We start from the raw sequence: 26,473 nt of genomic DNA on the forward strand, positions 1-26,473 counted from the left end.
GTTCGGAAACGAAAGGGCGGGTACGACCGGATTGATCAGATATTGTGTGCAGCCAGGCCGGCAATCGACATCAGGGCAAGCACGGTTCCCATCCCTAATTTCAGTCGAAAAATCAAGGTCCCAGCAAGGATAGTTAGACCGAATGCGGTAAAATTCAACGCGGAAATCTGCGGCATGGGGATTGCCAGAGGACCCCATGATTTTTCAGACACTGATTCGAAAAGAACATTCAGGGCGAACCACACGGAAAGGTTGAGAATCACCCCGACGACGGCCGCAGTGATTCCATGCAGGGCCGCAGACAGGCGGGGACGCGCGGCCAGACGGTCGAGATATGGGGCCGCAAGAAAAATCCAAAGAAAGCACGGAACGAACGTCGCCCACAATGCTACCGCACCGGCTGCAAGCGCCAGCGTGAACCCGCCGGTCAGTTGCCCGGTCAGCATGGCGACAAACTGTGTGACAAGTATGAGCGGCCCCGGAGTCGTTTCCGCCAGCCCCAGCCCATCGATCATCTGATCCGTGCTGATCCAGTGGTACTGGTCGACAACCGTTTGGGTCATATAGGCCAATACCGCATATGCGCCGCCAAAGGTCACAACGGCGAGTCGGGCAAAAAACCACCCCAGATCGCTCAGCAGTTGATGGCCTGTGACGCTCAGAGCAACGAGCGGGCCCAACCAAAGGGGCAACCAGACTGCAATCGTTCGCAGAGACCGCGCCAGATGTGGTGTTCCTTCTGGCGTGGGAGTTTCTACGGGTCCTTTAAAGGTCACGTAGCCCCAGGCTGCGGCAACGAATATGATCGCCGGAAAAGGAAGGTTCAGCAAAAAAATGGCCAGGAAGGACAGGATTGCGATTGTTCGATGCTCGCGATCATTCAATGCCTTGCGCGAAAGATTGCGGAGCGCCTGCAAAACGATGACGATGACGGTTGCCTTGATGCCCGTAAAGGCCGACTGCACCAAGGGAACATCGCCAAATGCTGAATAGAGCGCGACCAGAACCGCAATCACGAACGCGCCGGGTAAAACGAACAAGCTGCCGGCAATCAGCCCGCCGGCAACGCCGCGCAGACGCCACCCCGCATAGGTTGCCAGCTGCATCGCCTCGGGGCCCGGCAGCAACATGCACAGAGACAGGGCGCGCAGGTAAGTCTGTTCATCCAGCCAGGGTCGGCGTTCGACCAATTCCTGATGCATCAAGGAGACTTGAGCCGCAGGACCGCCGAAAGACAGCAGGCCGATCCTGCCAAAGACCTTGAAAATCTCGGCCAGTGTCGGTGTCATGACGTTCGCCCGGTGCGCCAGTCATGGCTTTCGTCAAACCCATCGCGCGACCAGCGATACATCGCGTCGTAAAAATTCATCCCGGCTTTCAGGTTTTCATGGTCATCGCGGTACTGCCTTGAAAGCCCGACGGACACCGCCAACAATCCCGCCGCTTCAGGCGCAAGCGCGTGCCGGTTCGTGTCCGCCGCCCGGATGACTGTCGCCAACCGGTCCAGTGCAGGGGAGTGAAGCCCGAATTCATCCAGCATGGTGTCAAACGTGCAATTGTCGCCTCGGTGGCTCCAGAACGTGTTCTCGATATCAAAAGGTGACGCCCCGAAAACAGTCGCAACGCTTTCGACTTCGCCGGGTGCCACAAACAGGAACTTGGCGTCGGGATCAACAAACCTGCGTATCAGCCAGGGACATGCGATTCTGTCGATCTTGGGTCGGTGACGCGTGACCCACAACGTGTTGCCACCAATTCGATCAGGAATGCGTGCTGCGGGCACACGTGGTGCATCGGCCATGTCGCGCCAGGCATGCATTCCACCTTCCAGATATTCGGCTTGATGCCCTTCGCTGCGCAACCAGGAGACAACGCCCTGGCTCAGCTTTTTGCCTTTCTGACAGATAATCACGGCTGGGCGATCGGAGATCTTGCACGAAAGCTCCCGAAGATCTGCGGCCGGGTGCCGGATTGATGCGGGGATCAGATAGGGATCTTCTTCAAAATCGTCATTCAGGCAGACGTCGAATAGAACGGGCACGTTCGGAGTACCAATCAGACGCAGGAGCTGTTTGGGAGAAATAGAGTTGGGCGATGCCATGGCATGTTTCCTTGTGACCGCGGATACATGCGAAACTTGGGCTGTCGCCTCACGGGGCGTTCGCAATCTTACCCCATGGCACTTGCTAGCGCGCAAGGGTCATGGGGGTCAAGATTGCTTTGGGTTCACGCCCAGTCCAGGCGTTGCCCGGTGATGCATACGGGCAGGGTGTCCGATGGAAACTGGCCCAGTTCTTCAAAAAACGAGATGAAGTCAAAATGGTTGTAGGCTTCAACCATCTTTTCGTCCTTGAACCGCGCCATGACCTGGCCGGTGACTTCCATTGGCGCGCCATTGTCAGCCCGAAAAGTACGCACATGCAGAATGGCGGACACCCAGTCGCCGTTTTCGATGATCTTGGGCAATTCGACCTTGATGTCCCCCAGAATATGGCGGAACGCCATGACCAGATCCCGGAAATCGTCCGCACCGACCTGCATTTCTGGAATCAGCCCCTCGGCCATCGTTTCGGGTGCGAAGAACTGATCAATTGCTTCGGTGTTTCCATTTTCCCAAACCTCGGAGTACCACTTTCTGAGTATCTCTGAATTCGTCATCCCAGTTCTCCTGTCCAAGTGCTGGCAAGATGGCAAAAAGGAATGAATAAACTCTGAATCCGCCTAAGGGCGGGTAAATAAAATCAGACATGTGGGGGATTAATGCAGGTTTCTGTTGCCAGGTACCTGCGAACCCCGCCTTACGCGGCTAGGCGCAAGGGCTTAAGTTTCGGTCTTGCCACTGCTTACGCAGCAACTGCAACCGGAGCACGATTGTCGTTTGCAATTGTACTGTTTTCGCCGGTAACGGTGGCAGACAGCCGAGACAAAGCTAACCCCTTTAGACGTTCGTCGATCCTGTTTCGGCCCCAAAATCCCCAAACGAAGGATGGTTGGTGGAGCCGCCGGGTACCGCCCCCGGGTCCGATCCGCTTATTACGAGCGCGTTTATGTCCATAGTCCCGAAGGACGACTCTTATATAGGTGAGGTAATGGGTGGATGCAAACTCAGAATGAACGCAACCGTGTTTAACATTTCCAATCTGTTAGGTGGCTTTGTTGAAGTTTGCAGCAATCAGCCAGACGGCCAAAACCAGTTCGATTCCCCCAAAGATCAACGCCTTGGCCAAGGGGGGATTGTCCAGCGCGACCGACACAAACCGGCCCAGCGCTGCACCGGAATAGACAATGCCCAGCATGACATAGGCCATTGGGTTGTTCAGCCAGATAACGGCAATCCCCGTCACAACAAACAAACCACCGACCGAGGCGCGCATCTCGGACAACCCCATCGTGCTGTTGGTCGGGGCCAAATCCAGGGCCGACGCGGTGTGGGCCGGCGCCAGAAACCCGAATGCGCCGAACCCGATGGTCAGCAATGCCGCGATGACGTTCAGAGTTGCGACCATTCCGGCCCCCTTATGGTTCAGGCCGCGTAGGCGGCGTCAAAGAAATCACGTTCCAGTTCGACAGCGCGATGGAACAGTCGCGTGACCTCGGCCTGTTCGGCCGCATCCAGCGTCGGCCAGACGTTGTCCAGCTGACTGCGCAGATATTCCACGACGCTTTCGAACCCTTCGCCCGCATGTAGCGTGATCCATTCCGCAAACCAGAACGGCAAGCCGTCTTTGGGCGGGTTTTCCGGGCTGGCCCAGCTCAGGTAAACCCATTCCGCCACGACGAGTACCGCCAGCATGTTCTGATAACGGCCAGAGGCTGCGGCTTCGGCCATCAGATCCTGAAACGCGCGTGTGGCGGGCGCGGGCTCGGTGCTGGGCTCAGTGCCCAAAGCGTCCATCGCGCGCAGGAAATAGGTGTTCTCGGGGCCTGTGATCACCGCCAGAAACTGTGCGGCCGGTACGCTGTCAGCAAGGGTCGGCGCATGCGCGATGGCGCTGGCCAAAAGACGCACGAAACCGTCGACGAACTGATAGTCCTGTTGCAGATACCAGCGCATCTTGTTCTCGGGCAGGGTGCCGTCAGACAACTCGCGGGTAAAGGCATGGGTTGTGGCGGCCGTCCAGTCGACGATTTTGCCCTGACGCAGCACTTCGGTTGGGCGGGATTGGTCCGGCATTCGGAAGCTCCAGTTTTGTTTCCATGCAGACAAAGCGCGTTTCAAAACAAAGTACAAGGTCAGCCAAGTGCGGACCAGAGACCCAGACCACCGACCAGAATGAGGCTCAGGGCCCAGAGGAGCTCCAGGTTGAACCAGCTGCGCGACAGGAATTGCAGTCCGAGCCAACGATAGACCGCAAAGGCCAAAAAACCGCCCCCCAGAACCATGGCGGCCGTATGCAGCGCGGCGACGCCCAGAACCAAAAGGGTGTTCGTGGTCATGATCTGAGAAATCGCTTGATGGCCCGCGTCCAGTTCATCCACGGCACACAGGCCCAGATAGATTGGAACCAGCATCAGGGCAGCCCCGTGGGCAAGCGCCACAAGAAAAGACCACAGCGCGAGCCTGCTTGGCGGGATCCGCGAAAGAAAGCGGGGGTGACGGCGGGTTATCGCGATGTACAGGCCCATGCCAATCACGACCAGAGCCGCGCCGATGCGGATTTCATTTTGATAATCGACCAATACGGCCATCAAGGCAAAAGGAAGAAGTACGCCGAGCATGGCTACGAAATGCCCGCCAGCCAAAGCCGCGAGTGCACCCCAAAGCGCGGATTGGCGTTGTTCCATCAAAGCCGAAGACACTGCCAGTGGCCAGCCCATGCCGGGGTTCAGGCCGTGATAGGCTCCGCTCAGAACAACGGCCAGCCACAGGCCAGCCGTTGATGACATCAAAAATTCCAACTCAGACCGACGGATAGCAGAAGCTGTCGGTTGAACAGTCTCCGCCTTCCAACCGGATCTGGTGGCTGCGATAGCCCTTGGGAAACTCTACCCAGAACTTCGGATCCAATGTCAGACCACCATTCTCGCCGACATCAGCCTTGACCATGGCCGCACCACCTTCCTCGGGGTAGAACTGGTCGTCCCACGTGGAATAAAGCGAATTGGTCCAATAGACGCGTTTGCCGTCGCGGCTGATTTCGACCATCTGTGGACCATAGCCAAAGGTTTGACCATTTGGATGCTTTGTCTTTTTGACGATTCCGCCGATCTCGACCTTGCCTGCCAGGGTTGGGTTCATCGGGTCGGATACATCGTATTGATGCATCTCGCCGGTTCCCCAGCACGCGACATAGAGGTACTTGTCGTCCAGGCTCAGGTCGATATCAGTAACCAGCGGCGGAACGGCAGAAAAGCCCTTCAGAAGGTCAGGAAGATCATCAGGATCAGCGGGTTGCGGATCGATTGATATGGTCTTCTTGGCTTCGAACGTGCCGTCATCATTGCGCCACCAGGTGAAGATCGCACCTTGCAGGTTGGTCGTATCGACGACAACGCCGCAGAACCCGTATTGTTTTACGGGATCATGCGCGGGGCGGATTTCCAGGGCCATCTGATGGTTTTCGCCCAGATCGATGGTTTGAATATTCGTCCGGTTCCGAAGGTTCCAGAAATGGATCCGGTGGCCGTATTTGTTGGACAGCAGATCCTCGGCCACCAGCCCGTTTTCGAATTGCGGCGGCAGCCCCCATTCGGAACTGACCATGTAGTCACGCGGCAGGTTCCACCAGAAATCATAATGCTTGTCCTGCACGCCGCGCTCGATCTCATAGCGCCCGATGATATCGAAGGTCTCGCAATCCATGATGAATATGCCCGGAGGGCCATCTGTGCCGTCGGGGCCGCCGCCACCAAGGGTGCTGACATAGATGCCCTCAGGCCCGCAATGGATCGTGTGCGGACGGGAATACCCTGTCTTTGCAAAGACTTCTTCGGGTTCGATGATCTTGTGAATCTTGGCCTCAAGCGGGTTTTTCACGTCAATGACATAAATCCGGCTGGACCGGATGCCCGGGATGATCAGATAGCGCCGCTCCAGAAACGCGTGACCGCTCAGCGGCGACAGGGAAGAAGAACAGGCGTTCCAGCCAAAGTGGTGAAATTCGTCGCCCTTTTCGGGCATGATCACCTGATGCACGATCTTTCCGAAATCGTCCGAGCTTGGATCGACATTCACAACCGCCAGCCCGTCGGGTTGAGAAAAGTCAGGGCTGAGCATCAGCGTGAATGCAAGCGTCTCAGCGGGGCCCTCCATCGCTAGTTTCGCGGATGGATAAAAACTTGGGTCCGGTCTTTGGTTCATAACGTCCTCCCGTAAGTCATTGAACTTCAATTCATATTGAGAGTTCCGATCTTGGCGCCGGATGACAATCTGCCCGCTTTTTTGCCCCTTGTTCTGATCTTGTTTCGAATGCGGCCCTCAGGTCGGTTTACGTTTGCTTTCGGCCACGTCATGGGCCAGCCGTCGTGTGTAATGTTCCAGATCAATAAGTGCGGTGTCTACGGTGTCTGCGTCTTTTGCCTCAAGCGCGTCCACTATTCTGCTGTGCAGTCCGATGATCTCTTCGCGGGATCGCGCCGTGAACGTGATCATGTTCATCAGCGGTTGCATCGCTTCCACGGCGCCTGCCAGCTGATAGGACAGGACCGGGTTGCCAGCCCCATCCACCAGAGCGCGATGAAAAGTGACGTCCGAGGCGCAAAATGCTTCGTCCGTCAGGCCCGGTTGGGACTGGCGGAATATTTCTGCCCGCATGGTCGCCAGGTGATCTGCCGTGCGCCGTTGGGCAGACAAGGCCGCACAGGCCCTTTCCAGGGCATATCGCGCTTCGCATGCGGTATCGAAGCTGACCGCATTCATCGACAGCAGCAATGTCGAAGTCGTGACTTGCTGAGAATAGGCATCCTCAAAGCTCAGGCGATTCACGAACGCTCCGCCAGAAGCGCCGCGTTGCGTGCGGATCAAGGATTGCGCGGCCAGCCGTTTCAATGCCTCACGTACGGTCGGGCGAGAGACCTGGAACTGATCCGACAGTTCGGCTTCGGACGGCAGGCGCGCGTCCACGATCAGTTCACCCGATACGATCGCATCCCGAATGGCCTGGGCGATCTGGGCAGACAGGTCTGCGGTTTTCCGGGGCGCGGTTTTCATCTTCAGACGACCTTGGGCAAATTTTTATTTGTCTGACATTTAAAAGTCTGACATTTGAAAAGCAAGGGAGTTGAGTCGGGAGGCCGAAGTGAGTCGTACGTGGCTGCGCAGCGGAATGTGGCTGGGCTTTTATGTTCTGATCTTGTGGGCGTGGTGGGTCATGTTCTCGATGAGCCGGGACATGGACCTTGATCTGATCGGCCGTCCGGGGCCGATGGGGCAGGCGATGGCCGCGATGGATCCGCGCATGGATATGTACATGCCCATGGCCGAGTTCGGGCCGCTGTTTTCAATGTGGGCGATCATGATGGCGGCCATGATGCTGCCGACCCTGATCCCGACCCTGCGCAGTTACGATGACCTGATCCGCAGCGCAAATGGCAGCCGCGCCGGCTGGCTGGGGGTTCTGGCCGGGTATTCCATCGTCTGGGTCGGGTTTGCGGCCGTGATCGCAGGAATTCAGTTGGTTCTGCTGTTTGGCGGTGTTGTCGATATGCTGGGAATTGCCAAATCCGGATGGGTCGCGGGCGGCTTGATGATTGCCGTGGGCGCCTTTCAGTTTTCCCGCGCCAAAGAGGTGTGCCACGGTGTCTGCCATGCCCCGATGACCTATTTCCTGGGACATTGGAGAACCGGTTTTGCAGGTGGCGTGCGCATGGGCCTGGGTCTTGGCGCGTTTTGCGTCGGCTGTTGCTGGGGCTTTATGGCACTTGGCTTTGTCGGCGGTGTTATGAGCCTGTTGTGGATGGGGCTCGCGACCCTGTTCATGGTTTTGGAGAAACTTCCTCAGATCGGGCACGCCGTGACCCGTCCAATGGGGTTTATGTTGATTGCGGGCGGTCTTGTCCTGCTCGTGTATCCAATTAGCTACGGAGGATAAGCCAATGGCTAAAAACAGAAAACCAGACGCCGACCGGCTGCCCGTCAGCCAGCGCATCGACAGCCGCATGCCCAATCCCAAGCGGCGAGAGATGAGCCCGACGGAATGGGCCATCAAGGGCGAGTTGATCCTGAATTGTTCATGCGACGTGTTCTGCCCCTGCGTGGTGTCGCTGGGCGCACATCCCCCGACGGAAGGTCACTGCCATGCTTGGATGGGCATCATCGTTGATGAAGGCCACTATGAAGGCGAGGATCTGTCGGGTCTGAATGTCGGCTTGCTGGTCGATATTCCGGGCCGGATGGGGGAAGGCCAGTGGAAAGTCGCCGCTTATGTCGACGAGCGCGCAAGCGGCAAAGCTTATAACGGTTTGTTGCAAATCTTCAGCGGTCAGGCGGGCGGCACGACCGGTCTGTTTACCATGCTGGTCAGCGAGATCATTGGTGCGGAACGGGCGCCGGTCCAGATTGAGCGCGACGGAAACAAACGTCGGATCGCGATTGGTCGCAAAATCCAGGGAGAGATCGAGATGCTTGCGGGCAAGGACCCGGAGCATCCGGTGATGGTCTCAAATTCCAAATATTGGATGGGACCTGACATCATCGTGGCGCGTGGCACCAAATCGAAGGTGCGCGACTATGGCCGGGTCTGGGACTTTGGCGGCAAGTCCGCTGAAATCTGCCCGATCGACTGGCACGGGCCCAAATGATGATCACGGGTAGGTATGCGCAGGAAATGGCGCGTTACAATCACTGGCAGAACAAACAGTTGGCAGAGTTTTTGCAATCTCTGACACCGAAGGAGCTGACCCTTGAACGCGGGGCGTTCTTTGGCTCGATCATGGGCACGGTGAACCATCTGCTGTGGGGCGACTGGATGTGGATGTCGCGTTTCGAAAAGCGCGACGGGCCAGATGGCAATATTCACAAGGCGGGCGGGGGTATCCATGAAAGCGTATACCTGTGCCCGTACCTGCAAAGCTGGTTGGCGTTACGCGAAAAGATCGACACGCGTATCCTGCACTGGGCAGAAGGGCTGGGGGATGATCCGCTGACCGGATCGTTCACGTGGTATTCCGCCGCAAAAGAGGCCGATGTCACAATGCCTTACGCGCTGTGCGTGATCCATTTCTTCAATCATCAGACCCATCACAGGGGACAAGTGCACAAAATGCTAACCGAGACGGGCTCGGAAGCGCCTGTCAGTGATATCGTCTTTATGCCGCAGGAGGTATGAATGCCGCAGATTTCCGCCTCACGCCGCTTGCGGCGCACTCCGTTCTCTGAAGGAGTCGAAGCTGCCGGGGTCAAGGGCTATACGGTTTACAACCGCATGTTGTTGCCGACGGTATTTGAAAGTGTTGAAGCCGATTACCGGCATCTGAAGACCCATGTTCAGGTCTGGGATGTGTCGTGCGAGCGGCAGGTTGAATTGCGTGGCCCTGATGCTGCGCGTCTCATGCAGATGCTGACCCCGCGCGATCTGCGCGGTATGCTGCCGGGGCAATGTTTCTATGTGCCGATCGTTGACGAAACCGGCGGCATGCTGAACGACCCGGTGGCGGTGAAGTTGTCCGAAGACCGATGGTGGATCTCGATTGCCGACAGTGATCTGTTGCTGTGGGTCAAGGGTATCGCCGTTGGGTACCGTCTGGATGTGCTGGTGGATGAACCGGACGTGTCGCCGCTTGCCGTTCAGGGCCCGAAGGCGGACGAGCTGATGGCCCGTGTCTTCGGGGACCGAGTGCGCGACATCCGTTTCTTCAAATTTGATATGTTCGAGTTCGAGGGGCGCGATCTGGCCGTCGCGCGATCCGGTTATTCGAAACAGGGTGGTTTCGAGATATACGTGGAAGGTGTCGATATCGGCATGCCTTTGTGGAACGCCCTGTTTGCCGCGGGCGAAGACCTGCATGTGCGCGCGGGTTGCCCGAACCTGATCGAACGCATTGAGGGCGGTCTGTTGTCCTATGGGAACGACATGACCGACGACAACACCCCGCATGAATGCGGTCTGGGAAAGTTCTGCAACACGCACACCGCAATCGGCTGCATCGGTCGGGACGCTCTGTTGCGTGTCGCCAAGGAAGGGCCGGTGCAGCAAATCCGACCTATCGCCATTGATGGTGATCCGGTGCCGGGTTGCGATCGTCCCTGGGACCTGTTTGCAAGCGGCAAGCGCGTGGGGCAGGTGACATCGGCGGCTTGGTCTCCGGATTTTGAAACCAATGTGGCGATCGGTATGGTGCGCCTGAGCCATTGGGATGCCGGGACGGAACTGGAAGTGGAAACACCGGCCGGGATGCGCCGCGCGACCGTGCAATCGCATTTCTGGATCTAGCAGAATCAAGGACGCTGCCGCGTCGACCTCGGGATATTTTGAACCAGCTGACGACATGGGCTGGTCGCTGAACACGAAAGGAATGACAAATGTTCAATGCACTTGTGATGGACAAGGATGAAGAGAGCGGACTTGCCACCGGCTCGATCAAACAATTGTCGGTGGATGATCTGCCGCATGGTGATGTCACGGTTGCGGTCGAATATTCCACGGTGAACTACAAGGATGGCCTGTGCCTGTCTCCGAAAGGGGGCGGGCTGGTGCGGGCCTATCCGCATGTCCCGGGCATTGACTACGCCGGCACGGTCGAGGCCTCATCGGATGACCGCTACAAACCCGGTGACAAGGTTGTTCTGACCGGATGGCGCGTCGGTGAGGCACACTGGGGCGGCTATTCGCAAAAAGCCAACGCGCGGGCCGATTGGCTGGTGCCGCTGCCCGATGGGCTGACAACGCGTCAGGCAATGGCTGTGGGCACCGCCGGGTTTACTGCGATGCTGGCGGTCATGGCGCTGGAGGATCATGGGCTGACCTCGGATCGTGGACCGGTATTGGTGACCGGAGCGGCGGGCGGCGTCGGATCGGTGGCCACGGCCATTCTTGGCAATTTGGGCTATGAGGTCGCCGCGGTCACCGGACGGCCCGAAACCGGTGACTATCTGAAATCACTTGGTGCGACGACCATCGTGCCGCGCGACGACCTGAACGAGACCACAAAACGTCCACTGGAAAGCGAAACATGGGCGGGCTGCGTTGATGCTGTGGGCGGCGCCATGCTGGCGCGTGTTCTGGGCCAGATGAAATACGGATGTTCAGTTGCTGCGGTTGGTTTGGCAGGGGGCGCTGCTTTGCCAGCGACGGTGATTCCGTTCCTGCTGCGCGGCGTGAACCTTTTGGGCATCGACAGCGTGATGCAGCCCTATGACAACAGGGTGCGCGCGTGGAAACGGATCGCCACGGATCTGCCGATGGACATGCTTGAGGCGATGGTTCAACCGGCCGGTCTGTCCGATCTGCCGCAACTGGGCGCCGACATTCTGAAAGGTCAGGTCAAGGGGCGCGTCGTGGTGGACGTGAACGCCTGAGGCTGACCCATGAACTCAACCTGGCCGAAGAAACTCGGCCAGGTTCCGGAAAAGATGTTTGCCCAAATTGGTCGCAACACCTCTGGCCATTGATACAATTCCCGATCATGATTGCTATACATCCCAATTGCGATGGCGTAAGACCCATCCAAAGATTACCTGAAGACGGGGAGTGAGCAGAATGTCTGACGACTTCGAACTGGACACCGATGATCTGCAGCGCCGCATGGATGGCGCAATGGCCAATCTGAAAACCGAATTTGCATCATTGCGAACAGGGCGTGCTTCGGCCTCGATGCTGGAACCTGTCATGGTTGACGCTTACGGTTCGATGACACCGATCAACCAGGTGGGCACCGTGAACGTGCCCGAACCGCGAATGGTCACTGTAAACGTCTGGGACAAGTCACTGGTGGGTAAGGTGGAAAAGGCCATCCGCGAAAGCGGCCTTGGGATCAATCCGCAATTGAACGGCACCATCATAATGCTGCCGATACCCGAGTTGAACGAAGAACGTCGCCGCGAGTTGAGCAAGGTCGCCGGTCACTACGCGGAAAACGCGCGCATTGCGATCCGGAACGTGCGTCGCGATGGCATGGATCAGATCAAGAAGGCCAAGGCGGACGGCATGTCGGAAGATGACCAGAAGCTTTGGGAAAGTGAAGTTCAGGACATGACGGATGAGATGATCAAGGCCGTAGATGCTGCGCTCGAAACCAAGCAAGCCGAAATCATGCAGGTCTGAGCCGAACTGATGCCAAAAGACCCGCAAACCGAGCTGGAGTCCGGCCCGCGCCATGTGGCCATCATCATGGATGGCAATGGTCGTTGGGCGCAGGCACGCGGCCGTCCCCGGCTGTTCGGCCACCATGCAGGGGCGCGGCGCGTGCGCGAGGTTGTCGAGGCCTGCCCTGGTTTGGGGATCAAGTACCTGACGGTGTTCGCTTTTTCGACCGAAAACTGGAAGCGGACCCAGGTCGAGGTGGCCGGCCTGATGAACCTGTTCCGCCGCTATATCATCAAGGAAACCCGGACACTTGCGGATAATGGCATCCGCGTTCGGTTCATCGGAGATCGGGTCCGGCTGGATTCCAAGTTGATCGAGTTGATGGACTCGCTGGAAGAAGAAACCAAGAACAACGATCTGGTTCATTTGACCGTCGCGCTGAATTACGGTGGGCGCGACGAGGTCGCTCGCGCCACAAAGCGTCTGGCACGGGATGTGGCTGAAGGGCGGCTGAAACCCGAAGAGGTGGATGAAGAAACTCTTCCTAAGTATCTGGATACGCGTGTTCTTCCTGATCCCGACCTTGTTATTCGAACCAGCGGTGAAGCACGGATTTCAAACTTTCTTCTGTGGCAATCGGCTTACTCGGAATATGAATTCATCGACACCCTCTGGCCGGACTTCACTGCTGCTGAACTGGCCCGTCTGTGCCAGAATTACGGCACCAGAGATCGGCGGTTCGGAGCGGTTCTGGCATGAGAGACGGCCGATGGTCTGACCTGACAACACGGGTTCTTTCTGCTGCAGTTCTGGTCGTGATCGGATCAATCGAAGTCTGGCTTGGCGGGTGGTGGTTCGAAACCTTCATTGCCGCAGCCTGTGGTCTGATGACGTGGGAATTGGTTCGGATGATCGACCCGCAAGCCCGCGGCGTGGCCGTTCAATTGGGGATTCTGACAAGCATCACCGTGGTTCTCAGCTATCATCTGCCGCCGATTTACACTTTGCCGGTCGTGCTTGCGCCTGCGCTTGTGGGAGTGGGGCAGATCAGTCGTTCGAAGGTTCTGTTCGGGATGTTCGTGGTCTGGATCGTCGGGGCCGGGCTGGGTTTCATTTCGATCCGGGAAAATTCCGGTTTTGGCTGGATGGTTTGGCTGATTGCTGTCGTGGTCGCCACGGACGTCGCGGGCTATTTCGTGGGCAAGGCGGTTGGTGGCCCGAAATTCTGGCCCAAGGTCAGCCCGAAGAAGACGTGGTCGGGAACCGCCGGCGGGTGGGCCGCCGCGGCATGTGTCGGCGCGGTTTTTGCAAGCCTGGCCGGCTTTGGATTCGCTTTTGTCGTTGTTTCCGTTTTGGCTTCAATGGCAAGTCAGGCCGGTGATATTGTCGAAAGCGCGGTCAAGCGCAAGTTCGGTGTCAAAGACAGTTCGAACCTGATACCGGGCCATGGCGGCTTTCTGGATCGGTTCGATGGCATGATGGGGGCCGCGCTGTTCGTTCTGATCGCGGGGCTGATCTATTCGCCGGGTGAAATGTAATGCGAAAGGTATCTGTTTTTGGAGCCACCGGGTCGATCGGGCAGAACACGATTGATCTGATTTCGCGCGCACCGTCCGAGTATGACGTCGTGGCCTTGACCGGTGGTGCCAACATTCAAAGGCTTGCGGATGACGCGCGTCGGCTCGGTGCCGATATTGCCGTCACCGCTCATGAAGACCGGCTTGATGACCTGCGTTCCGCTTTGGCCGGCAGTGACGTCGAGGCGGCTGCGGGCCGGCGCGCCATCGTCGAGGCTGCGGCACGTCCGGCGGATTGGATCATGTCGGCCATTGTCGGCTCGGCCGGGTTGGCGCCGGGCATCGAGGCGTTGAAACAGGGCACAACCCTTGCACTGGCAAACAAAGAGACATTGGTCTGCGCAGGATCATTGGTTCTGGAAACGGCCAAACAGCATGGCGCGCGATTGCTGCCGGTCGACAGCGAACATTCGGCGGTGTTTCAGGCTTTGGTCGGTGAAGACGTCGAAACAGTCGAGCGTGTGATCATCACCGCCAGCGGCGGGGCGTTCCGAGATTGGCCCCTGAGAGAACTGGTGAACGCGACTGTTGAACAAGCCTCCAGCCATCCGAATTGGGATATGGGGCAGCGTATCACCATCGACAGCGCATCGATGTTCAACAAAGCGTTGGAAGTCATCGAAACAAAAGAATATTTCGGTGTCGAACCGGATCAGATCGAAGTGCTGGTGCATCCGGAATCCATAGTACACGCCCTGGTTGGCTATCGTGATGGTGCGATGATGGCCCATATGGGGGCACCCGATATGCGCCACGCCATCGGTTACGCGCTGCATTGGCCCGAAAGACGGGAATTGCCGATACAGCGCCTTGATTTGGCCAAGCTGGGGCAGTTGCGTTTCAACGCGCCGGATCTGGCACGTTATCCGGCATTGAAACTGGCCCGGGACGTGATGGCGCGTGGCGGCCTGGCGGGCGCTGTTTTCAACGCCGCGAAGGAACGTGCGCTGGATCATTTCATCGCACGCCGGACCGGATTTCTGGATATGGCTGATGCCGTCGCCGCGGTTCTCGACAGGTTCGACGCGTCAGACAGCCTTATTGATGCCCCGATGACCCTTGATAACGTACAGCAAACAGACCATCTGGCACGTCAGTGGGTCGATGACGCTGTGGTGGAACGAGCAGGATAGAATTTTGGACGTACTTTCCCTAATCCCGCAATTTGGCAATCTTCTCTGGACGATTGTCGCGTTTGTCATCGCATTGTCGGTCATCGTCGCGGTGCACGAATACGGCCACTACATTGTGGGGCGTTGGTCCGGTATCCATGCCGAAGTGTTCTCGATCGGGTTTGGCCCGGTTCTCTGGAGCCGTGTCGACAAACGGGGGACCAGATGGCAGATCGCGTTGCTGCCTTTTGGGGGGTATGTGAAGTTCCTGGGCGATGCCAATGCAGCATCGGGCAAGGATGAAAAGGCGATGGAAGGCATCGCTACCCAAAGCCCGGAAGAGCTGCGCCGCACCATGCACGGTGCCCCTTTGTGGGCACGGGCCGCAACGGTCGCGGCCGGACCTGTCTTCAACTTCGTCATGTCCATTCTGGTGTTTGGCCTGATTTTCTGGTCACAAGGCGTATCGAAAGAGCCGCTGACAGTCGGATCGTTGCAACCCTTGCCGGGCACTGTGCAGGAGCTGAGAGAAGGTGATGTGATCACGGCCATCGCCGGTGTTCCGACACCTGACTATGATGAAGAGGGGGCCTGGCAGGACTTTATTGAGGCGCTGCCTGTGGAACCGGTTCTGGATTACACGGTGATCCGGGACGGTGAGACGCTGGATGTACAAGCACCATGGATGTTTCCACCCCTGATCCGCCAAGTGGCCCCACGCAGCGCGGCGATGGATATTCAGCTGAAACAAGGCGATGTCATCACGGCGGTGAACGGGGAGCCGATCTTTGCCTTCGAGCAGCTGAAGGATTTTGTCGAAGGGTCCGATGGCCGGGTTCTGCTGTTGGACGTCTGGCGGGATGGGTCCGAGCTGGAATTCGCATTGGCCCCCCGACGCACGGATGAACCTCAGCCGGATGGCGGTTTCGTCACCCATTGGCGGATTGGGATCATCGGGGGCATGATGCTGGAGCCGGCAACTGAACCGGCTGGTATTCTGGATTCACTGACCGGCGGTGTCAGACAGACGGGCCGCATTATCGAAGGGTCGCTGTCGGGTATATGGCACATGGTGACGGGGGCAATCAGCACTTGCAACATCTCGGGGCCGATCGGAATCGCCGAAACCTCGGGGGCAATGGCCAGCCAGGGGGCGCAGAACTTCATTTTCTTCATCGCGGTTCTGTCGACGGCGGTCGGATTGCTGAACCTTTTTCCGATCCCGGCATTGGATGGCGGGCATCTGGTGTTCTACGCCTATGAAGCCATTGCAGGGAAACCACCCAGTGATGGGGCGTTGCGAGTGCTCATGGGGGTAGGGATCACCTTAATTCTCACCCTCATGCTGTTTTCAGTGAGCAACGATTTGTTCTGCTAATTGTGGCGCGTGGCGCAAGATTGGGCCGCAATATTGCCTCATTCTGACGTTATGGTTTTTGCGTCTGAGGGAAAAGCCATGACCAAAACGCTGAAAAAATCGTATCAGAGCTTTAGCTTCCTGTTCGTGCTGAATTGGGATGTTCTACTGAGCTTTGCGGTTACGGCTTTGGCTATGGCAGGTGCCGCCTATCTGGCGGCCATGTGATTCTTACCGAAATTAACGTCGTCAATTTGAATGGCAGTCTTCGCGGCTGCTTCTATTTCGCCTTTTGACAAGCTCATTCAATCCCGCTACTCAGCATTAAAGTCTTAAATTCTGGGTAGAGCATAAAATGACTGACAGGCGAGGGGCGGGCACATCCTGCGGGCAGCAAATGCCAACAAACAATATTTTGTGGCAGGCGCTAGCGGTTCTTTTCCTTTTTGTTGCTGCAAGCTTAATGACTTTTCCGCATGCAGCACTGGCGCAAAATTTCACGATCAATTCGTTTGACGTTGAGGGCAATCGCCGGATTGAAACCGGTACGATCATCGCCCGAACGGGAATCGAACCTGGCCAGACCGTAACTGCCGGCCAGCTCAATGATGCCTATCAGCGTTTGCTTGACAGTGGTGTATTTGAAACAGTTGAGCTGACGCCGCGGGGGTCTACGCTGGTCATCACGGTTCAGGAATATCCGACGATCAATCAGATCAGCATCGAGGGTAACGCCCGTGTCAAAGACGACGTGTTGCTGGACGTAATCGAATCTCAGCCGCGCCGCGTCTTTACCCCGCAGTTGGCCGAGTCTGACGCTGACATGATTGCTGAAGTGTATTCAGCCCAAGGCCGAGTTGCCGCGACCGTAATCCCTCGGATTATCCGCCGTAGCGACAACCGAGTTGATCTGGTTTTTGAAGTGGCAGAAGGCACGACCATTGAAGTGGAACGTGTCAGTTTTGTTGGCAACCGTGCCTTTTCGGACCGTCGTTTGCGCCGCGTTCTGGAAACCAAGCAGGCAACCTTCCTGCGGACCTTCTTCCGGAACGACACGTTCATCGGCGATCGTATCGAGTTCGATAAGCAAGTCATTCGGGATTTCTACCTTTCACGAGGCTATGTCGACTTCCGTGTGAACAGCGCCAACGTCGAGTTTACCCGTGAAAGGGATGCGTTTTTCCTGGTGATGAATGTAACCGAGGGTCAAAAATTCTCGTTCGGTAAAATCACGACCGTCAGCGAAATTCCGGGCGTCGATCCGGCACCTTATCAGGACGCGCTGAAGATCAAACCCGGCGTCACATATACGCCGACGCTTGTTGAAAACTCGATTACAAGACAAGAGCGACTGGGCCTGAAGCAAGGCGTGGATTTCCTTCGGGTGGAACCTCGTGTTACGCGCAATGACCGCGATCTGACTTTGGATGTCGAATTTGTTCTGACAAAAGGTCCTCGGATCTTTGTCGAGCGGATCGATATTGAAGGCAACACAACCACCCTGGACCGAGTGATCCGCCGGCAGTTTGACACTGTCGAAGGCGACCCGTTCAATCCACGCGAAATCCGTCAGGCTGCGGAGCGTATCAATGCCTTGGGCTTCTTTGCTGTCGCCGAAGTCGAACCGCGCGAGGGATCGTCGCCAAGCCAGGTCATTCTGGATGTAGACGTTGAAGAACAACCCACCGGCTCGCTGAGCCTTGGAGGCAGCTACTCGGTTACGGACGGTTTCGGGATTGCAATTGGTCTGAACGAATCCAACTTCCTGGGCCGTGGCCAGAACCTTGGTGTCTCGATCTCCACCGCGCAGGACTCGGAACAATATACGCTCAGCTTTACAGAGCCCTATCTGCTGGGCCGCAAGCTGCGCTTTGACCTTGGTCTGGGGTTGTCAGCCACCAATTCCGGGTTTGCAAGTTACGACACAAGCAGTCTTTTCTTTGCACCTCAACTGACCTACGCGATTGGTGAATTGTCGGCTCTGCGGGTTCGCTATGGCTGGGACCGCAGCGAGATGACGCAGCAGGACAATGAAGTTAACGGTGCGGTGATTTCTTCTGAAATTGCGCAGGGCAAACGGACGTCCAGTTCATTGGGACTGTCCTACATTTATGACAGCCGTCTCGGCGGCCTGGACCCCAACACTGGCGTTCTGTTTGAAGTAGGTGTTGATGCCGCCGGACTTGGTGGGGACAACAAATTCTTCAAGACCACGGCACGTGGCATCGCGCAAACCCGGGTTTGGAACGAAGAGGTGGTGCTTCGGGCAACGATGGAACTGGGCGCTCTGCATTGGCGGGGAAACGATTTCAGCCGTACTGTTGACCGGTTTGTGCTGGGCCCCAATACTTTCCGGGGTTTCGAACCTGCGGGTATCGGACCGCGTGACCTGTCCAACGGTCAGGATGACGCGATCGGGGGCAATTACTACTGGGTTGCCCGTTTCGAAACCGACTTCCCGCTGGGTCTTCCCGAGGAACTCGGTCTACGCGGTGGCTTGTTCTATGATGTTGGCAACCTCTACAACATCGACAACGTCAATACGGCAGGTGCAACTATTGTCGGTGCAAACGGATCGATCCGGCACGTGATTGGGATTTCGGTGCTCTGGGAAACTCCATTCGGGCCGTTGCAGTTCAACTTCTCGCAGCCTCTCAAGAAAGAATCTTTCGACAAGGAGCAGAACTTTGACTTCACGATCCAGGCCCGGTTCTGATCCGCGATGCTGAACAGATTGCTTGGCAGAACACGGGGCCCGCTTTGGGCCCTGTGTGCATTTGTGACGATGGTCTCGGCGCCTTTGGCAAATGCACAGCAGCTTGGTGTGCCACAAGCCAGTGTTGTCACCCTGTCCAGTGAAGAGCTGTTTGCCAAGTCCGCCTTTGGACAGCGCGTTTTTCGCGAAATTGAAAAGGAAAGCGCCTTACTGGCCGAAGAAAACCAACGGATTGTCGCGGAACTGAGCCGCGAAGAAAAGGAACTCACCGAGCAGCGCGCCACCATGTCGGCCGACGAGTTCCGCCCCCTGGCCGAGGCGTTTGATCTCAAGGTTCAGTCCCATCGCGAGGGGCAAAGGGCAAAGCTGGATGTTCTGGCCCGTCGCAGCGAAGAAGCCCAGCAGACCTTTTCCGAAATTGTGCGCCCGGTGCTTGTCGATCTGTTGCGCGAAATTGGGGCCAGCGTGATGATCGAGCGATCCAATGTCGTCGTCAGCACGTCCGACATCACCGAAGCCGCAATCATCCGAATAAACGCTGCGATAGGTGACGGAAGCGATTTGCAAGAGGGTCAGGGCGAATAGGTTCGCTTGCCCTTGCAGTGCTGTATTGCTAACCACGCAAAAAAAGAAACATCCAAAACGGGATATCTGCATCATGAGCACTGAAACCAAAAGCGCAGACATTCAGCTGATCCAGAGGATCCTGCCGCACCGCTATCCGTTTTTGCTGGTCGACAAGGTGGTAGATATCTCGGGCTATCAGTCGGCGCGTGGAATCAAGAATGTCACCATGAACGAACCGCATTTTCAGGGGCATTTCCCCGGTACGCCGATCATGCCGGGTGTCACGATTGTCGAGGCAATGGCGCAGACCGCCGGTGTGATGCTGGGTGTGGGAATGGACGTCATCGACACCGAACTGTTGATCTACTTCATGAGCATCGACAAGTGCAAATTCCGCCGCAAGGTCGTGCCCGGTGATGTGCTGGAAATGCATGTGGAAACCGTACGTGGGAAAAAAGGCGGAAAGCTGTTCAAATTCAGCGGCCGTGCAACTGTCGAAGGCGAAGTCGCCGCCGAGGCGGAATTCTCGGCCTATGTCGACTGGGATATGGAAAAAACAACATGAACGGAGTCCATCCCAGCGCAATTATTGAAGATGGTGCGCAGATTGGACAGGATTGTATCATCGGTCCCTTCTGCCACGTGGGCCCACAGGTGAAACTAGGCGATCGGGTCGAGTTGAAATCGCATGTGGTCGTGACGGGCGACACCTCGATCGGCGACGATACCGTCGTGTTCAATTTCTCGGTGATTGGTGAGATCCCTCAGGATCTGAAATTCAGCGGCGAAAACACCCGGCTTGAGATTGGCAAACGCAACCGCATTCGCGAGCATGTGACAATCAATACCGGGACAGAAGGTGGCGGAGGGGTCACGCGGATCGGTGACGACTGTCTGTTGATGGCGGGTGTTCACGTGGCCCATGACGTTCAGATCGGCAGCCGTGTGATCATGGTGAACCATGCCGGCGCCGCCGGGCATTGTATCGTTGAAGACGACGTGATCGTCGGTGGCATTTCGGGGTTGCATCAATGGGTGCGCGTTGGACGCGGGGCCATTATTGGCGCGCTGACCATGGTGCCGAAAGATGTTATTCCTTACGGTCTGGTACAGGCGTCGAGGGGTGAGCTGGATGGCCTAAACCTCGTCGGTCTCAAGCGCAAGGGTGTATCGCGTGAAGATATCTCGGCGCTGCGCGCGGCCTTCAAGGAATTGTCCGACGGCGAAGGCACCTTTATGGATCGCGCCAGCCGGATCGGTGAAGGCAACGAAAGCGACTATGTGCAGCAGATCGTGGATTTCGTCACCGGCCACAGTGACCGATCCTTCCTGACCCCGAGGAAATAGGGTCATGCTTGCGTTGATTGCGGGAACCGGGGCGCTGCCGACCGAAGTTGTTGCGCACTTGACAGAACGCCCTTTGATCTGCGCGATGGAGGGGTTTCTGCCGGACACCCTGAGCGCGGATGTCGTATTTCCTCTGGAACAGCTGGGCAGTTTCATCGCTGACCTGAAGGCGCGGGGCGTGACCGATATCTGTCTGGCTGGCGCTGTTCGGCGCCCGCCAATCGACCCCTCGCGCATTGACGCCGCGACGCTGCCATTGGTTCCGATCATCCAAAAGGCCATCCTGTCCGGGGATGACGGCGCTTTGCGCGCGGTGATCGGAATTCTTGAAGGGGCCGGCCTCACCCTCAGGGCCGCGCATGAGATCGCGCCCGGTTTGTTGCCGCCTGTGGGATGTCTGACCGAAGCCCAGCCCTCAGACGCCGACATGGCAGACGCTGACCGCGCCGCCGGGATTCTTCGGGCAATGGGGGCGGCGGATACGGGGCAGGCCTGTGCCGTGTCCAAAGGGCAGGCGCTGGCCATCGAGGGGGTGTTCGGCACCGCGTGGATGCTGCAATCCCTGACCCAACGCCCCGACGCTGGCGGCGGCATTCTGTTCAAAGGTCCCAAACCCGATCAGGATCGGCGCGCCGATTTGCCCGCCATCGGGCCGGAAACTGTTGCGGACACGGTTGCGGCAGGTTTGTCCGGGATCGTTTTGGAAAAAGGCGGTGTACTGGTTCTGGAAAAAGAGCGTGTCATCGCTGAATGCAACCGTCTGGGTCTGTTTCTCTATATCCGCGAGCGGGCGGTCTGATGCGTGTCTTTCTGGTCGCCGGTGAACCTTCGGGCGACCGGTTGGGCGGCGCGCTGATGGATGGGTTGAAAACCCTGGTGCCTGATGTTGAATTCGACGGGGTCGGTGGCCCGTTGATGCAAGCGCAGGGCCTGAGCAGCCGGTTTCCCATGTCCGAGCTTTCGGTCATGGGGCTTGTTGAAGTTCTGCCGAAGTTTTTCCACCTGAAACGGCGGATTTCCGAGACAGCACAGGCGGTGCTGGACACGAAACCGGATGTATTGATCACCATAGACAGCCCTGATTTCAGCTTGCGCGTCGCCAAGATGGTCAAAGCCAACAGCAAAATCCGAACCGTGCATTATGTCGCGCCCAGTGTCTGGGCCTGGCGCCCCGGGCGTGCAGGCAAGATGGCAAAGGTCATCGACCATGTGCTGGCGCTTCTTCCTTTTGAACCTCCGTATATGGAGCGGGCAGGGATGGAATGCGACTTTGTCGGCCATCCAGTGGTTGGCGAACCGATTGCAACACCTGACGAGATCGCCGCCTTCCGCCACCGCTTTGATCTGGGCAATGCGCCGATCTTGCTGGCCTTGCCCGGGTCTCGGCGGGGTGAGATCGAACGTCTGGCAGAGTCTTTCGGCGGTGCGTTGCGGTTGTTTGTCGATGACCACCCGAATTACCGCGTGGTGATCCCGACCGTAGGTGCGACAACCGATCTGATAAACGACCTGGTGCCAGAATGGCCAGGCACTCCCGTGGTGCTGGACCCCCGCCAGGTGGGGGCAGAGCAAGCCACGGCCGACAAACGAGCAGCCTTTGGCGCCGCAGATCTTGCGCTTGCTGCTTCGGGAACGGTCTCGCTGGAACTTGCGGCGCAGAATACACCGATGGTCATTGCGTACAAACTCAACTGGCTGACGCAGAAAATGGCGGAACGGATGGTCAAGCTGGACACCGTTACACTGGTCAATCTGGTTTCGGAAACACGCGCCGTGCCGGAATGCCTGCTGGATGACTGTCAGCCTCAAAAAATCGCCGAAGCCTTGCGAAAGGTGGCCGGCGCGCCCGATGCGCAACAGCATGCCATGAACCTGACCATGGACAGGTTGGGGCGTGGGGGCGAAGCACCCGGCTTGCGCGCGGCGCGGGCGGTTTTGAACAGAATGCAGCCAAGCAATGCTTGATCACGCGCTGTTTGCAGTCTCTGCGGGGATCGCGATGATCTCTACCAATCTGGACAATTTGGCTGTTTTGTTGGGTTTGATTCTGGTGATCGAACAGCGCCGTGCGATTGTGGGCTTTGCCGTCGCTCAGACGATCGTACTTTCCCTGGCCATGACCGTGGCCGTGGGCCTGAACCAGAGCGGCCTTCCGTTTTGGATCGGCTATCTTGGCCTTGTCCCACTGGTGTTTGGCTTGCGCGGAATCTGGCATCAGTTTCGCGAGTCGGACACCGAAGGCGCGGAGTCAAAAGGGGCGGTGACTTCGGTGGTGACGCTTTTCCTGAGCCTCTCGATAGACAGTTTTGCGGTAATGACCCCTCTGCTTGCGGATTCGGCGCCGTCCTATCGGGTTGTTGCGTTGATCGGTGCAGCCAGCGCGGCCGCCTTGCTGGTTGTTGTTGCGGCATGGGGGGCACCACACGCCAAAAGCCTTGGCCCGCGCGTTGCCCGGCTGGATCGGATTGCGCCCTATATCATGGTCTGCGTCGGCCTCTATATTCTCTTCAACTCTCCCACCGATATGTTGTGACCCGGCAAAGAGAGCGCTTCGTCTCGCATATGTGACCTGCAAAGGTCTGTTGCAGGAACGCAGGTCCAAGGTATCGTGACCCAGAAAAGGAGCTTTCGACATGACCCGCATCCCCCCTTTGTCGGATCAGGAAATGACCGCCGACGCGCGCGCGTCCCACGCTGCATTGGGCGCCTATGGACCATTTGACAACTGGGCCCGCGTCGCTGCGTATTGCCCTCCGGTTCTGAACCATGTCACGGGAATGCTGACAACCCTGCGAGAGCAAGAGAACTTGCCACGCCGTGCGTTGGAGCTGGCGATGGTGACGGTATCGAAACTGAATGCCTGCGATTATTGCGTGTCGCATCACACACCGCTGCTGTCCGTCGCGGGGCTGAGCCCCGAAGGGGCGTCGCGTCTGCCGGACGTCGAGGATCATCCGGAGCTGGATGCCTGTGACAAGGCGGTCGTGCGCTATGCCGAAGCCGTGACGATCCGGTCGGGCCGTATGAAGGATGCCGAAGTGGCGGATCTGAGGGAATGGTTCACCGATGCCCAGATCGTCGAGCTAACTTGGCGCATCGCCTTGTGCGGTGCGTTCAATCGGTTCAACGATGCATTGCAGATTCAGATCGAACCCGAGGTCGAGCCGGTTTCAGCCTAATACCCACGCCAGATCCAGCCGCCGCCGAACACGCGACTGCCTTCGCTTGCGTAAAATACGCAGGCCTGCCCAGGCGAGATGCCTTCCTCGGGGGTCAGCAGTTCGACCTCGGCCGTGGTGTCCGACAGCGGCCGAATGATTGCCTCGCGCGGCGGGCGGGTCGAGCGGACTTTGACGGAAAGATGCCATTCATCGCGTGACGAAAAGGGTTCATCGCCCAGCCAGTTGATCTCGCGCACCGGAACGACGCGCGTTGCCAGCATCTCTTTCGGGCCGACAACGACCTGCTTTTTGTCGACGTCCAGTTTGACGACGTAAAGCGGCTCGCTAAGGCCGCCGATGCCAAGACCGCGACGTTGCCCGATCGTATAGTGGATCACGCCGTTGTGCTGCGCCAGTACGCGGCCATCGGCGTGAACGATCTCGCCGGGTTCCGCGGCTCCGGGGCGCAGCTTTTCGATGACACTGGCATAGTTGCCGTCGGGCACGAAGCAGATATCCTGACTGTCGGGCTTGTCCGCCACCGACAGCCCATACTGCGCCGCCATCTCACGGGTTGCGTCTTTTGACGGCAGGTGGCCCAGCGGGAAGCGCAGAAAATTCAATTGCTCTGGCGTGGTCGAGAACAGAAAATAGGACTGATCGCGATTGGCGTCTTCGGCGCTGTGCAGTTCCGGTCCGTTGGCGCCCATCTTGCGCTGAATGTAATGGCCGGTGGCCATGCAGTCTGCCTCGAGATCCTTGGCGGTTTCCAGAAGGTCCTTGAACTTCACGCGCTCGTTGCAGCGGATGCAGGGAACCGGCGTCGCGCCTGCCAGATAGCTGTCGGCAAACTCGTCGATCACGGCATCCTTGAAGATGTTCTCGTAATCCAGAACGTAATGCGGAAATCCCCGCTCTTCCGCCACGCGTCGCGCATCATGAATATCGATTCCAGCGCAACAGGCACCTTTCTTGGCCAATGCCGCGCCGTGGTCATATAGCTGCAAAGTCACACCGACCACATCATAGCCCTGATCGGCCAGATAGGCCGCGACAACGGAACTGTCGACGCCCCCCGACATCGCCACAACGACCCGCGTTTCCGAGGGTGGTTTGGCAAAGCCAAGCGAGTTCAGCGGGGTCTCGGTATCGAGGGCCATTGCAGGTTCCAGTCCGGGTTAAGAAAGACCGGCAGAATATAGGAAAATTCTACACACTCTCAAGGGGCGGTTTCACGCGACTTTAAGTAGGCTGAGGGCAGCTTTGGTGCAGCAAGAAGGGTAAAGCGATGTATTTGCACAAAGTTGAAGGGCCAAGGTCTGTTGCTCTGCCGGATGGATCTATTTTGACGCATGCGGATTTGCCGCCGGCGAACACAAGGCGATGGGTGGCGTCACGCAAGATTCTTGTCGTGCGTGGCGTGCTTTACGGGCTGATCAGCCTGTCTGACGCAAAAAAGAAATATGGCCTGAGCGACGAAGAATTCAATGGTTGGGTTTCTTTGGTCGCGGAACACGGCGCCGAGGCGTTGAAGGCGACGGCGCTAAAAAGGTATCGACAACCTAAAGGAGAGCGTGAATAAATAATTCAACGGTAACGTCAGATTAACCATTCTTGGTCAGGTTTGAATTTAATTGGAATTATTGACCCGAATTGGAGCAGTGAAAAATGCGCATACTTCTTGTCGAGGATGATCCGACCACGTCCAAAAGCATCGAACTGATGCTGACGCATGCGAACCTGAACGTCTATGCGACGGATCTTGGCGAAGAAGGAATCGATCTGGCGAAACTCTATGATTACGACCTGATCTTGCTTGATTTGAACCTGCCGGACATGAACGGGCACGAGGTTCTGCGCCAGTTGCGGATCGCCAGGGTGGAAACGCCGATTCTGATTTTGTCCGGTGCCGATGATACCGAAAGCAAGATCAAGGGATTCGGCTTTGGCGCCGATGATTATCTGACCAAGCCCTTCCATCGCGAAGAACTGGTGGCACGCATCCACGCCATCATCCGCCGTTCCAAAGGGCATTCGCAATCGATCATTCATACAGGGCGAATTGCGGTGAACCTTGATGCAAAAACCGTGGAAGTGGATGGCAAAACGGTTCATTTGACCGGCAAGGAATACCAGATGCTCGAGCTGCTCAGCCTGCGCAAGGGGACGACTTTGACCAAGGAAATGTTTCTGAACCACCTGTATGGCGGCATGGATGAACCTGAACTGAAAATCATCGATGTGTTCATCTGCAAACTACGCAAAAAGCTCAGCAATGCGACCGGCGGAGAGAACTATATCGAAACCGTCTGGGGCCGTGGCTATGTGCTGCGAGATCCGCAAAGCAACACGCTGGACGAAACACGGATGGCAGTCGGGCTTTGAATTGAACCACCCGTGCCGCCGGTGGTCCAGGGCGGCACATTGCACTCACGGCTCAGCACGTCTGGACCT

General features: G+C 57.5%; 30 protein-coding genes and 1 other RNA gene. 21 read left to right on the top strand and 10 right to left on the bottom strand.

Going from position 1 to position 26,473, the window contains the following annotated elements; translation table 11 throughout:
* Window positions 1-35: 35 nt before the first annotated feature.
* From chrA to GS614_RS01400, 9 genes are all read right to left on the bottom strand, one after another.
* Complete coding sequence (gene chrA / locus GS614_RS01360) at window positions 36-1,289, bottom strand: chromate efflux transporter (protein WP_171725323.1); 1,254 nt, start codon at window positions 1,287-1,289, stop codon at window positions 36-38.
* The gene (locus GS614_RS01365; protein ID WP_171725324.1) at window positions 1,286-2,101 is read right to left on the bottom strand and encodes a sulfurtransferase/chromate resistance protein; all 816 of its coding nucleotides are present in this window, start codon (window positions 2,099-2,101) and stop codon (window positions 1,286-1,288) included. The genes chrA and GS614_RS01365 overlap by 4 nt, the downstream gene beginning before the upstream one ends.
* 125 nt (window positions 2,102-2,226) lie before the next feature.
* A complete protein-coding gene (locus tag GS614_RS01370) occupies window positions 2,227-2,658 on the bottom strand; it encodes an ester cyclase (protein ID WP_171725325.1) in 432 nt (143 codons plus the stop codon).
* A 101-nt stretch (window positions 2,659-2,759) separates the two neighbouring features.
* Window positions 2,760-3,107: a transfer-messenger RNA gene (ssrA, locus tag GS614_RS01375) on the bottom strand.
* A gap of 36 nt (window positions 3,108-3,143) precedes the next feature.
* A complete protein-coding gene (locus GS614_RS01380; protein ID WP_152457913.1) occupies window positions 3,144-3,506 on the bottom strand; it encodes a DUF4345 family protein in 363 nt (120 codons plus the stop codon).
* A gap of 17 nt (window positions 3,507-3,523) precedes the next feature.
* The gene (locus GS614_RS01385) at window positions 3,524-4,174 is read right to left on the bottom strand and encodes a TenA family protein (protein WP_171725326.1); all 651 of its coding nucleotides are present in this window, start codon (window positions 4,172-4,174) and stop codon (window positions 3,524-3,526) included.
* A gap of 59 nt (window positions 4,175-4,233) precedes the next feature.
* Window positions 4,234-4,887, bottom strand: a complete 654-nt coding sequence (locus GS614_RS01390) for a hypothetical protein (protein WP_171362893.1) — start codon at window positions 4,885-4,887, stop codon at window positions 4,234-4,236.
* A gap of 13 nt (window positions 4,888-4,900) precedes the next feature.
* Window positions 4,901-6,301, bottom strand: a complete 1,401-nt coding sequence (locus tag GS614_RS01395) for a selenium-binding protein SBP56-related protein (protein ID WP_171725327.1) — start codon at window positions 6,299-6,301, stop codon at window positions 4,901-4,903.
* A gap of 117 nt (window positions 6,302-6,418) precedes the next feature.
* Window positions 6,419-7,150 (bottom strand): FadR/GntR family transcriptional regulator, encoded by a 732-nt coding sequence (locus GS614_RS01400; RefSeq protein ID WP_171725328.1) that lies wholly within the window; start codon window positions 7,148-7,150, stop codon window positions 6,419-6,421.
* 115 nt (window positions 7,151-7,265) lie between these two features.
* Here GS614_RS01400 and GS614_RS01405 point away from each other — a divergent pair, with 115 nt between their 5' ends.
* From GS614_RS01405 to GS614_RS01490, 19 genes are all read left to right on the top strand, one after another.
* Window positions 7,266-8,030, top strand: coding sequence for a DUF2182 domain-containing protein (locus tag GS614_RS01405; protein WP_171725915.1), 765 nt, complete (start codon window positions 7,266-7,268; stop codon window positions 8,028-8,030).
* A 4-nt stretch (window positions 8,031-8,034) separates the two neighbouring features.
* Complete coding sequence (locus GS614_RS01410) at window positions 8,035-8,739, top strand: DUF1326 domain-containing protein (protein ID WP_152457918.1); 705 nt, start codon at window positions 8,035-8,037, stop codon at window positions 8,737-8,739.
* 26 nt (window positions 8,740-8,765) lie between these two features.
* Complete coding sequence (locus tag GS614_RS01415) at window positions 8,766-9,266, top strand: DinB family protein (protein WP_371809374.1); 501 nt, start codon at window positions 8,766-8,768, stop codon at window positions 9,264-9,266.
* Window positions 9,267-10,370: a dimethylsulfoniopropionate demethylase gene (locus tag GS614_RS01420; RefSeq protein WP_171362891.1), complete on the top strand. Its 1,104-nt coding sequence runs from the start codon at window positions 9,267-9,269 to the stop codon at window positions 10,368-10,370.
* Window positions 10,371-10,459: 89 nt separating this feature from the next.
* Window positions 10,460-11,455, top strand: coding sequence for an acryloyl-CoA reductase (gene acuI / locus GS614_RS01425; protein ID WP_171725329.1), 996 nt, complete (start codon window positions 10,460-10,462; stop codon window positions 11,453-11,455).
* Between the two features lie 181 nt (window positions 11,456-11,636).
* On the top strand, window positions 11,637-12,200 hold the full coding sequence (gene frr, locus GS614_RS01430) for a ribosome recycling factor (protein ID WP_171116013.1): 564 nt from the start codon (window positions 11,637-11,639) through the stop codon (window positions 12,198-12,200).
* 9 nt (window positions 12,201-12,209) lie between these two features.
* Complete coding sequence (locus tag GS614_RS01435) at window positions 12,210-12,941, top strand: isoprenyl transferase (protein ID WP_171116012.1); 732 nt, start codon at window positions 12,210-12,212, stop codon at window positions 12,939-12,941.
* A complete protein-coding gene (locus GS614_RS01440) occupies window positions 12,938-13,720 on the top strand; it encodes a phosphatidate cytidylyltransferase (RefSeq protein WP_152457923.1) in 783 nt (260 codons plus the stop codon). Before GS614_RS01435 ends, GS614_RS01440 begins: the two co-directional genes overlap by 4 nt.
* On the top strand, window positions 13,720-14,892 hold the full coding sequence (gene dxr, locus GS614_RS01445) for a 1-deoxy-D-xylulose-5-phosphate reductoisomerase (protein ID WP_171168244.1): 1,173 nt from the start codon (window positions 13,720-13,722) through the stop codon (window positions 14,890-14,892). Before GS614_RS01440 ends, dxr begins: the two co-directional genes overlap by 1 nt.
* Before the next feature lie 4 nt (window positions 14,893-14,896).
* On the top strand, window positions 14,897-16,249 hold the full coding sequence (gene rseP / locus GS614_RS01450) for an RIP metalloprotease RseP (RefSeq protein ID WP_171231669.1): 1,353 nt from the start codon (window positions 14,897-14,899) through the stop codon (window positions 16,247-16,249).
* 78 nt (window positions 16,250-16,327) lie between these two features.
* Window positions 16,328-16,456, top strand: a complete 129-nt coding sequence (locus GS614_RS22330) for a hypothetical protein (RefSeq protein ID WP_256367495.1) — start codon at window positions 16,328-16,330, stop codon at window positions 16,454-16,456.
* Window positions 16,457-16,691: 235 nt separating this feature from the next.
* On the top strand, window positions 16,692-18,944 hold the full coding sequence (gene bamA / locus GS614_RS01455) for an outer membrane protein assembly factor BamA (protein WP_371807866.1): 2,253 nt from the start codon (window positions 16,692-16,694) through the stop codon (window positions 18,942-18,944).
* 6 nt (window positions 18,945-18,950) lie between these two features.
* A complete protein-coding gene (locus tag GS614_RS01460; RefSeq protein WP_152457927.1) occupies window positions 18,951-19,529 on the top strand; it encodes an OmpH family outer membrane protein in 579 nt (192 codons plus the stop codon).
* A gap of 73 nt (window positions 19,530-19,602) precedes the next feature.
* A complete protein-coding gene (gene fabZ / locus GS614_RS01465; RefSeq protein WP_152457928.1) occupies window positions 19,603-20,076 on the top strand; it encodes a 3-hydroxyacyl-ACP dehydratase FabZ in 474 nt (157 codons plus the stop codon).
* A complete protein-coding gene (lpxA, locus tag GS614_RS01470; protein ID WP_171116000.1) occupies window positions 20,073-20,858 on the top strand; it encodes an acyl-ACP--UDP-N-acetylglucosamine O-acyltransferase in 786 nt (261 codons plus the stop codon). Before fabZ ends, lpxA begins: the two co-directional genes overlap by 4 nt.
* Before the next feature lie 4 nt (window positions 20,859-20,862).
* Window positions 20,863-21,657, top strand: coding sequence for an LpxI family protein (locus GS614_RS01475; RefSeq protein ID WP_171725330.1), 795 nt, complete (start codon window positions 20,863-20,865; stop codon window positions 21,655-21,657).
* Window positions 21,657-22,823, top strand: a complete 1,167-nt coding sequence (gene lpxB / locus GS614_RS01480; RefSeq protein ID WP_171725331.1) for a lipid-A-disaccharide synthase — start codon at window positions 21,657-21,659, stop codon at window positions 22,821-22,823. Before GS614_RS01475 ends, lpxB begins: the two co-directional genes overlap by 1 nt.
* Window positions 22,816-23,391, top strand: coding sequence for a hypothetical protein (locus GS614_RS01485; RefSeq protein WP_171362883.1), 576 nt, complete (start codon window positions 22,816-22,818; stop codon window positions 23,389-23,391). The genes lpxB and GS614_RS01485 overlap by 8 nt, the downstream gene beginning before the upstream one ends.
* 100 nt (window positions 23,392-23,491) lie before the next feature.
* Entirely contained in the window at window positions 23,492-24,037 is a 546-nt protein-coding gene (locus GS614_RS01490; protein ID WP_171204732.1) for a carboxymuconolactone decarboxylase family protein, read from the top strand.
* On the opposite strand, the gene mnmA is transcribed toward GS614_RS01490, so the two are convergent.
* Window positions 24,034-25,179, bottom strand: a complete 1,146-nt coding sequence (mnmA, locus tag GS614_RS01495; protein WP_171725332.1) for a tRNA 2-thiouridine(34) synthase MnmA — start codon at window positions 25,177-25,179, stop codon at window positions 24,034-24,036. The two genes, GS614_RS01490 and mnmA, sit on opposite strands and share 4 nt — an antisense overlap.
* A 128-nt stretch (window positions 25,180-25,307) precedes the next feature.
* On the opposite strand from mnmA, the gene GS614_RS01500 reads away from it, so the two are divergent.
* Both GS614_RS01500 and ctrA read left to right on the top strand, forming a co-directional pair.
* Window positions 25,308-25,601, top strand: coding sequence for a DUF1153 domain-containing protein (locus tag GS614_RS01500; protein WP_171725333.1), 294 nt, complete (start codon window positions 25,308-25,310; stop codon window positions 25,599-25,601).
* Between the two features lie 86 nt (window positions 25,602-25,687).
* Complete coding sequence (gene ctrA, locus GS614_RS01505) at window positions 25,688-26,404, top strand: response regulator transcription factor CtrA (RefSeq protein WP_152457936.1); 717 nt, start codon at window positions 25,688-25,690, stop codon at window positions 26,402-26,404.
* The last annotated feature ends 69 nt before the right edge of the window (window positions 26,405-26,473 follow it).

Source organism: Ruegeria sp. HKCCD6604 (genome assembly GCF_013110635.1).
Classification (GTDB): Bacteria; Pseudomonadota; Alphaproteobacteria; order Rhodobacterales; family Rhodobacteraceae; genus Ruegeria.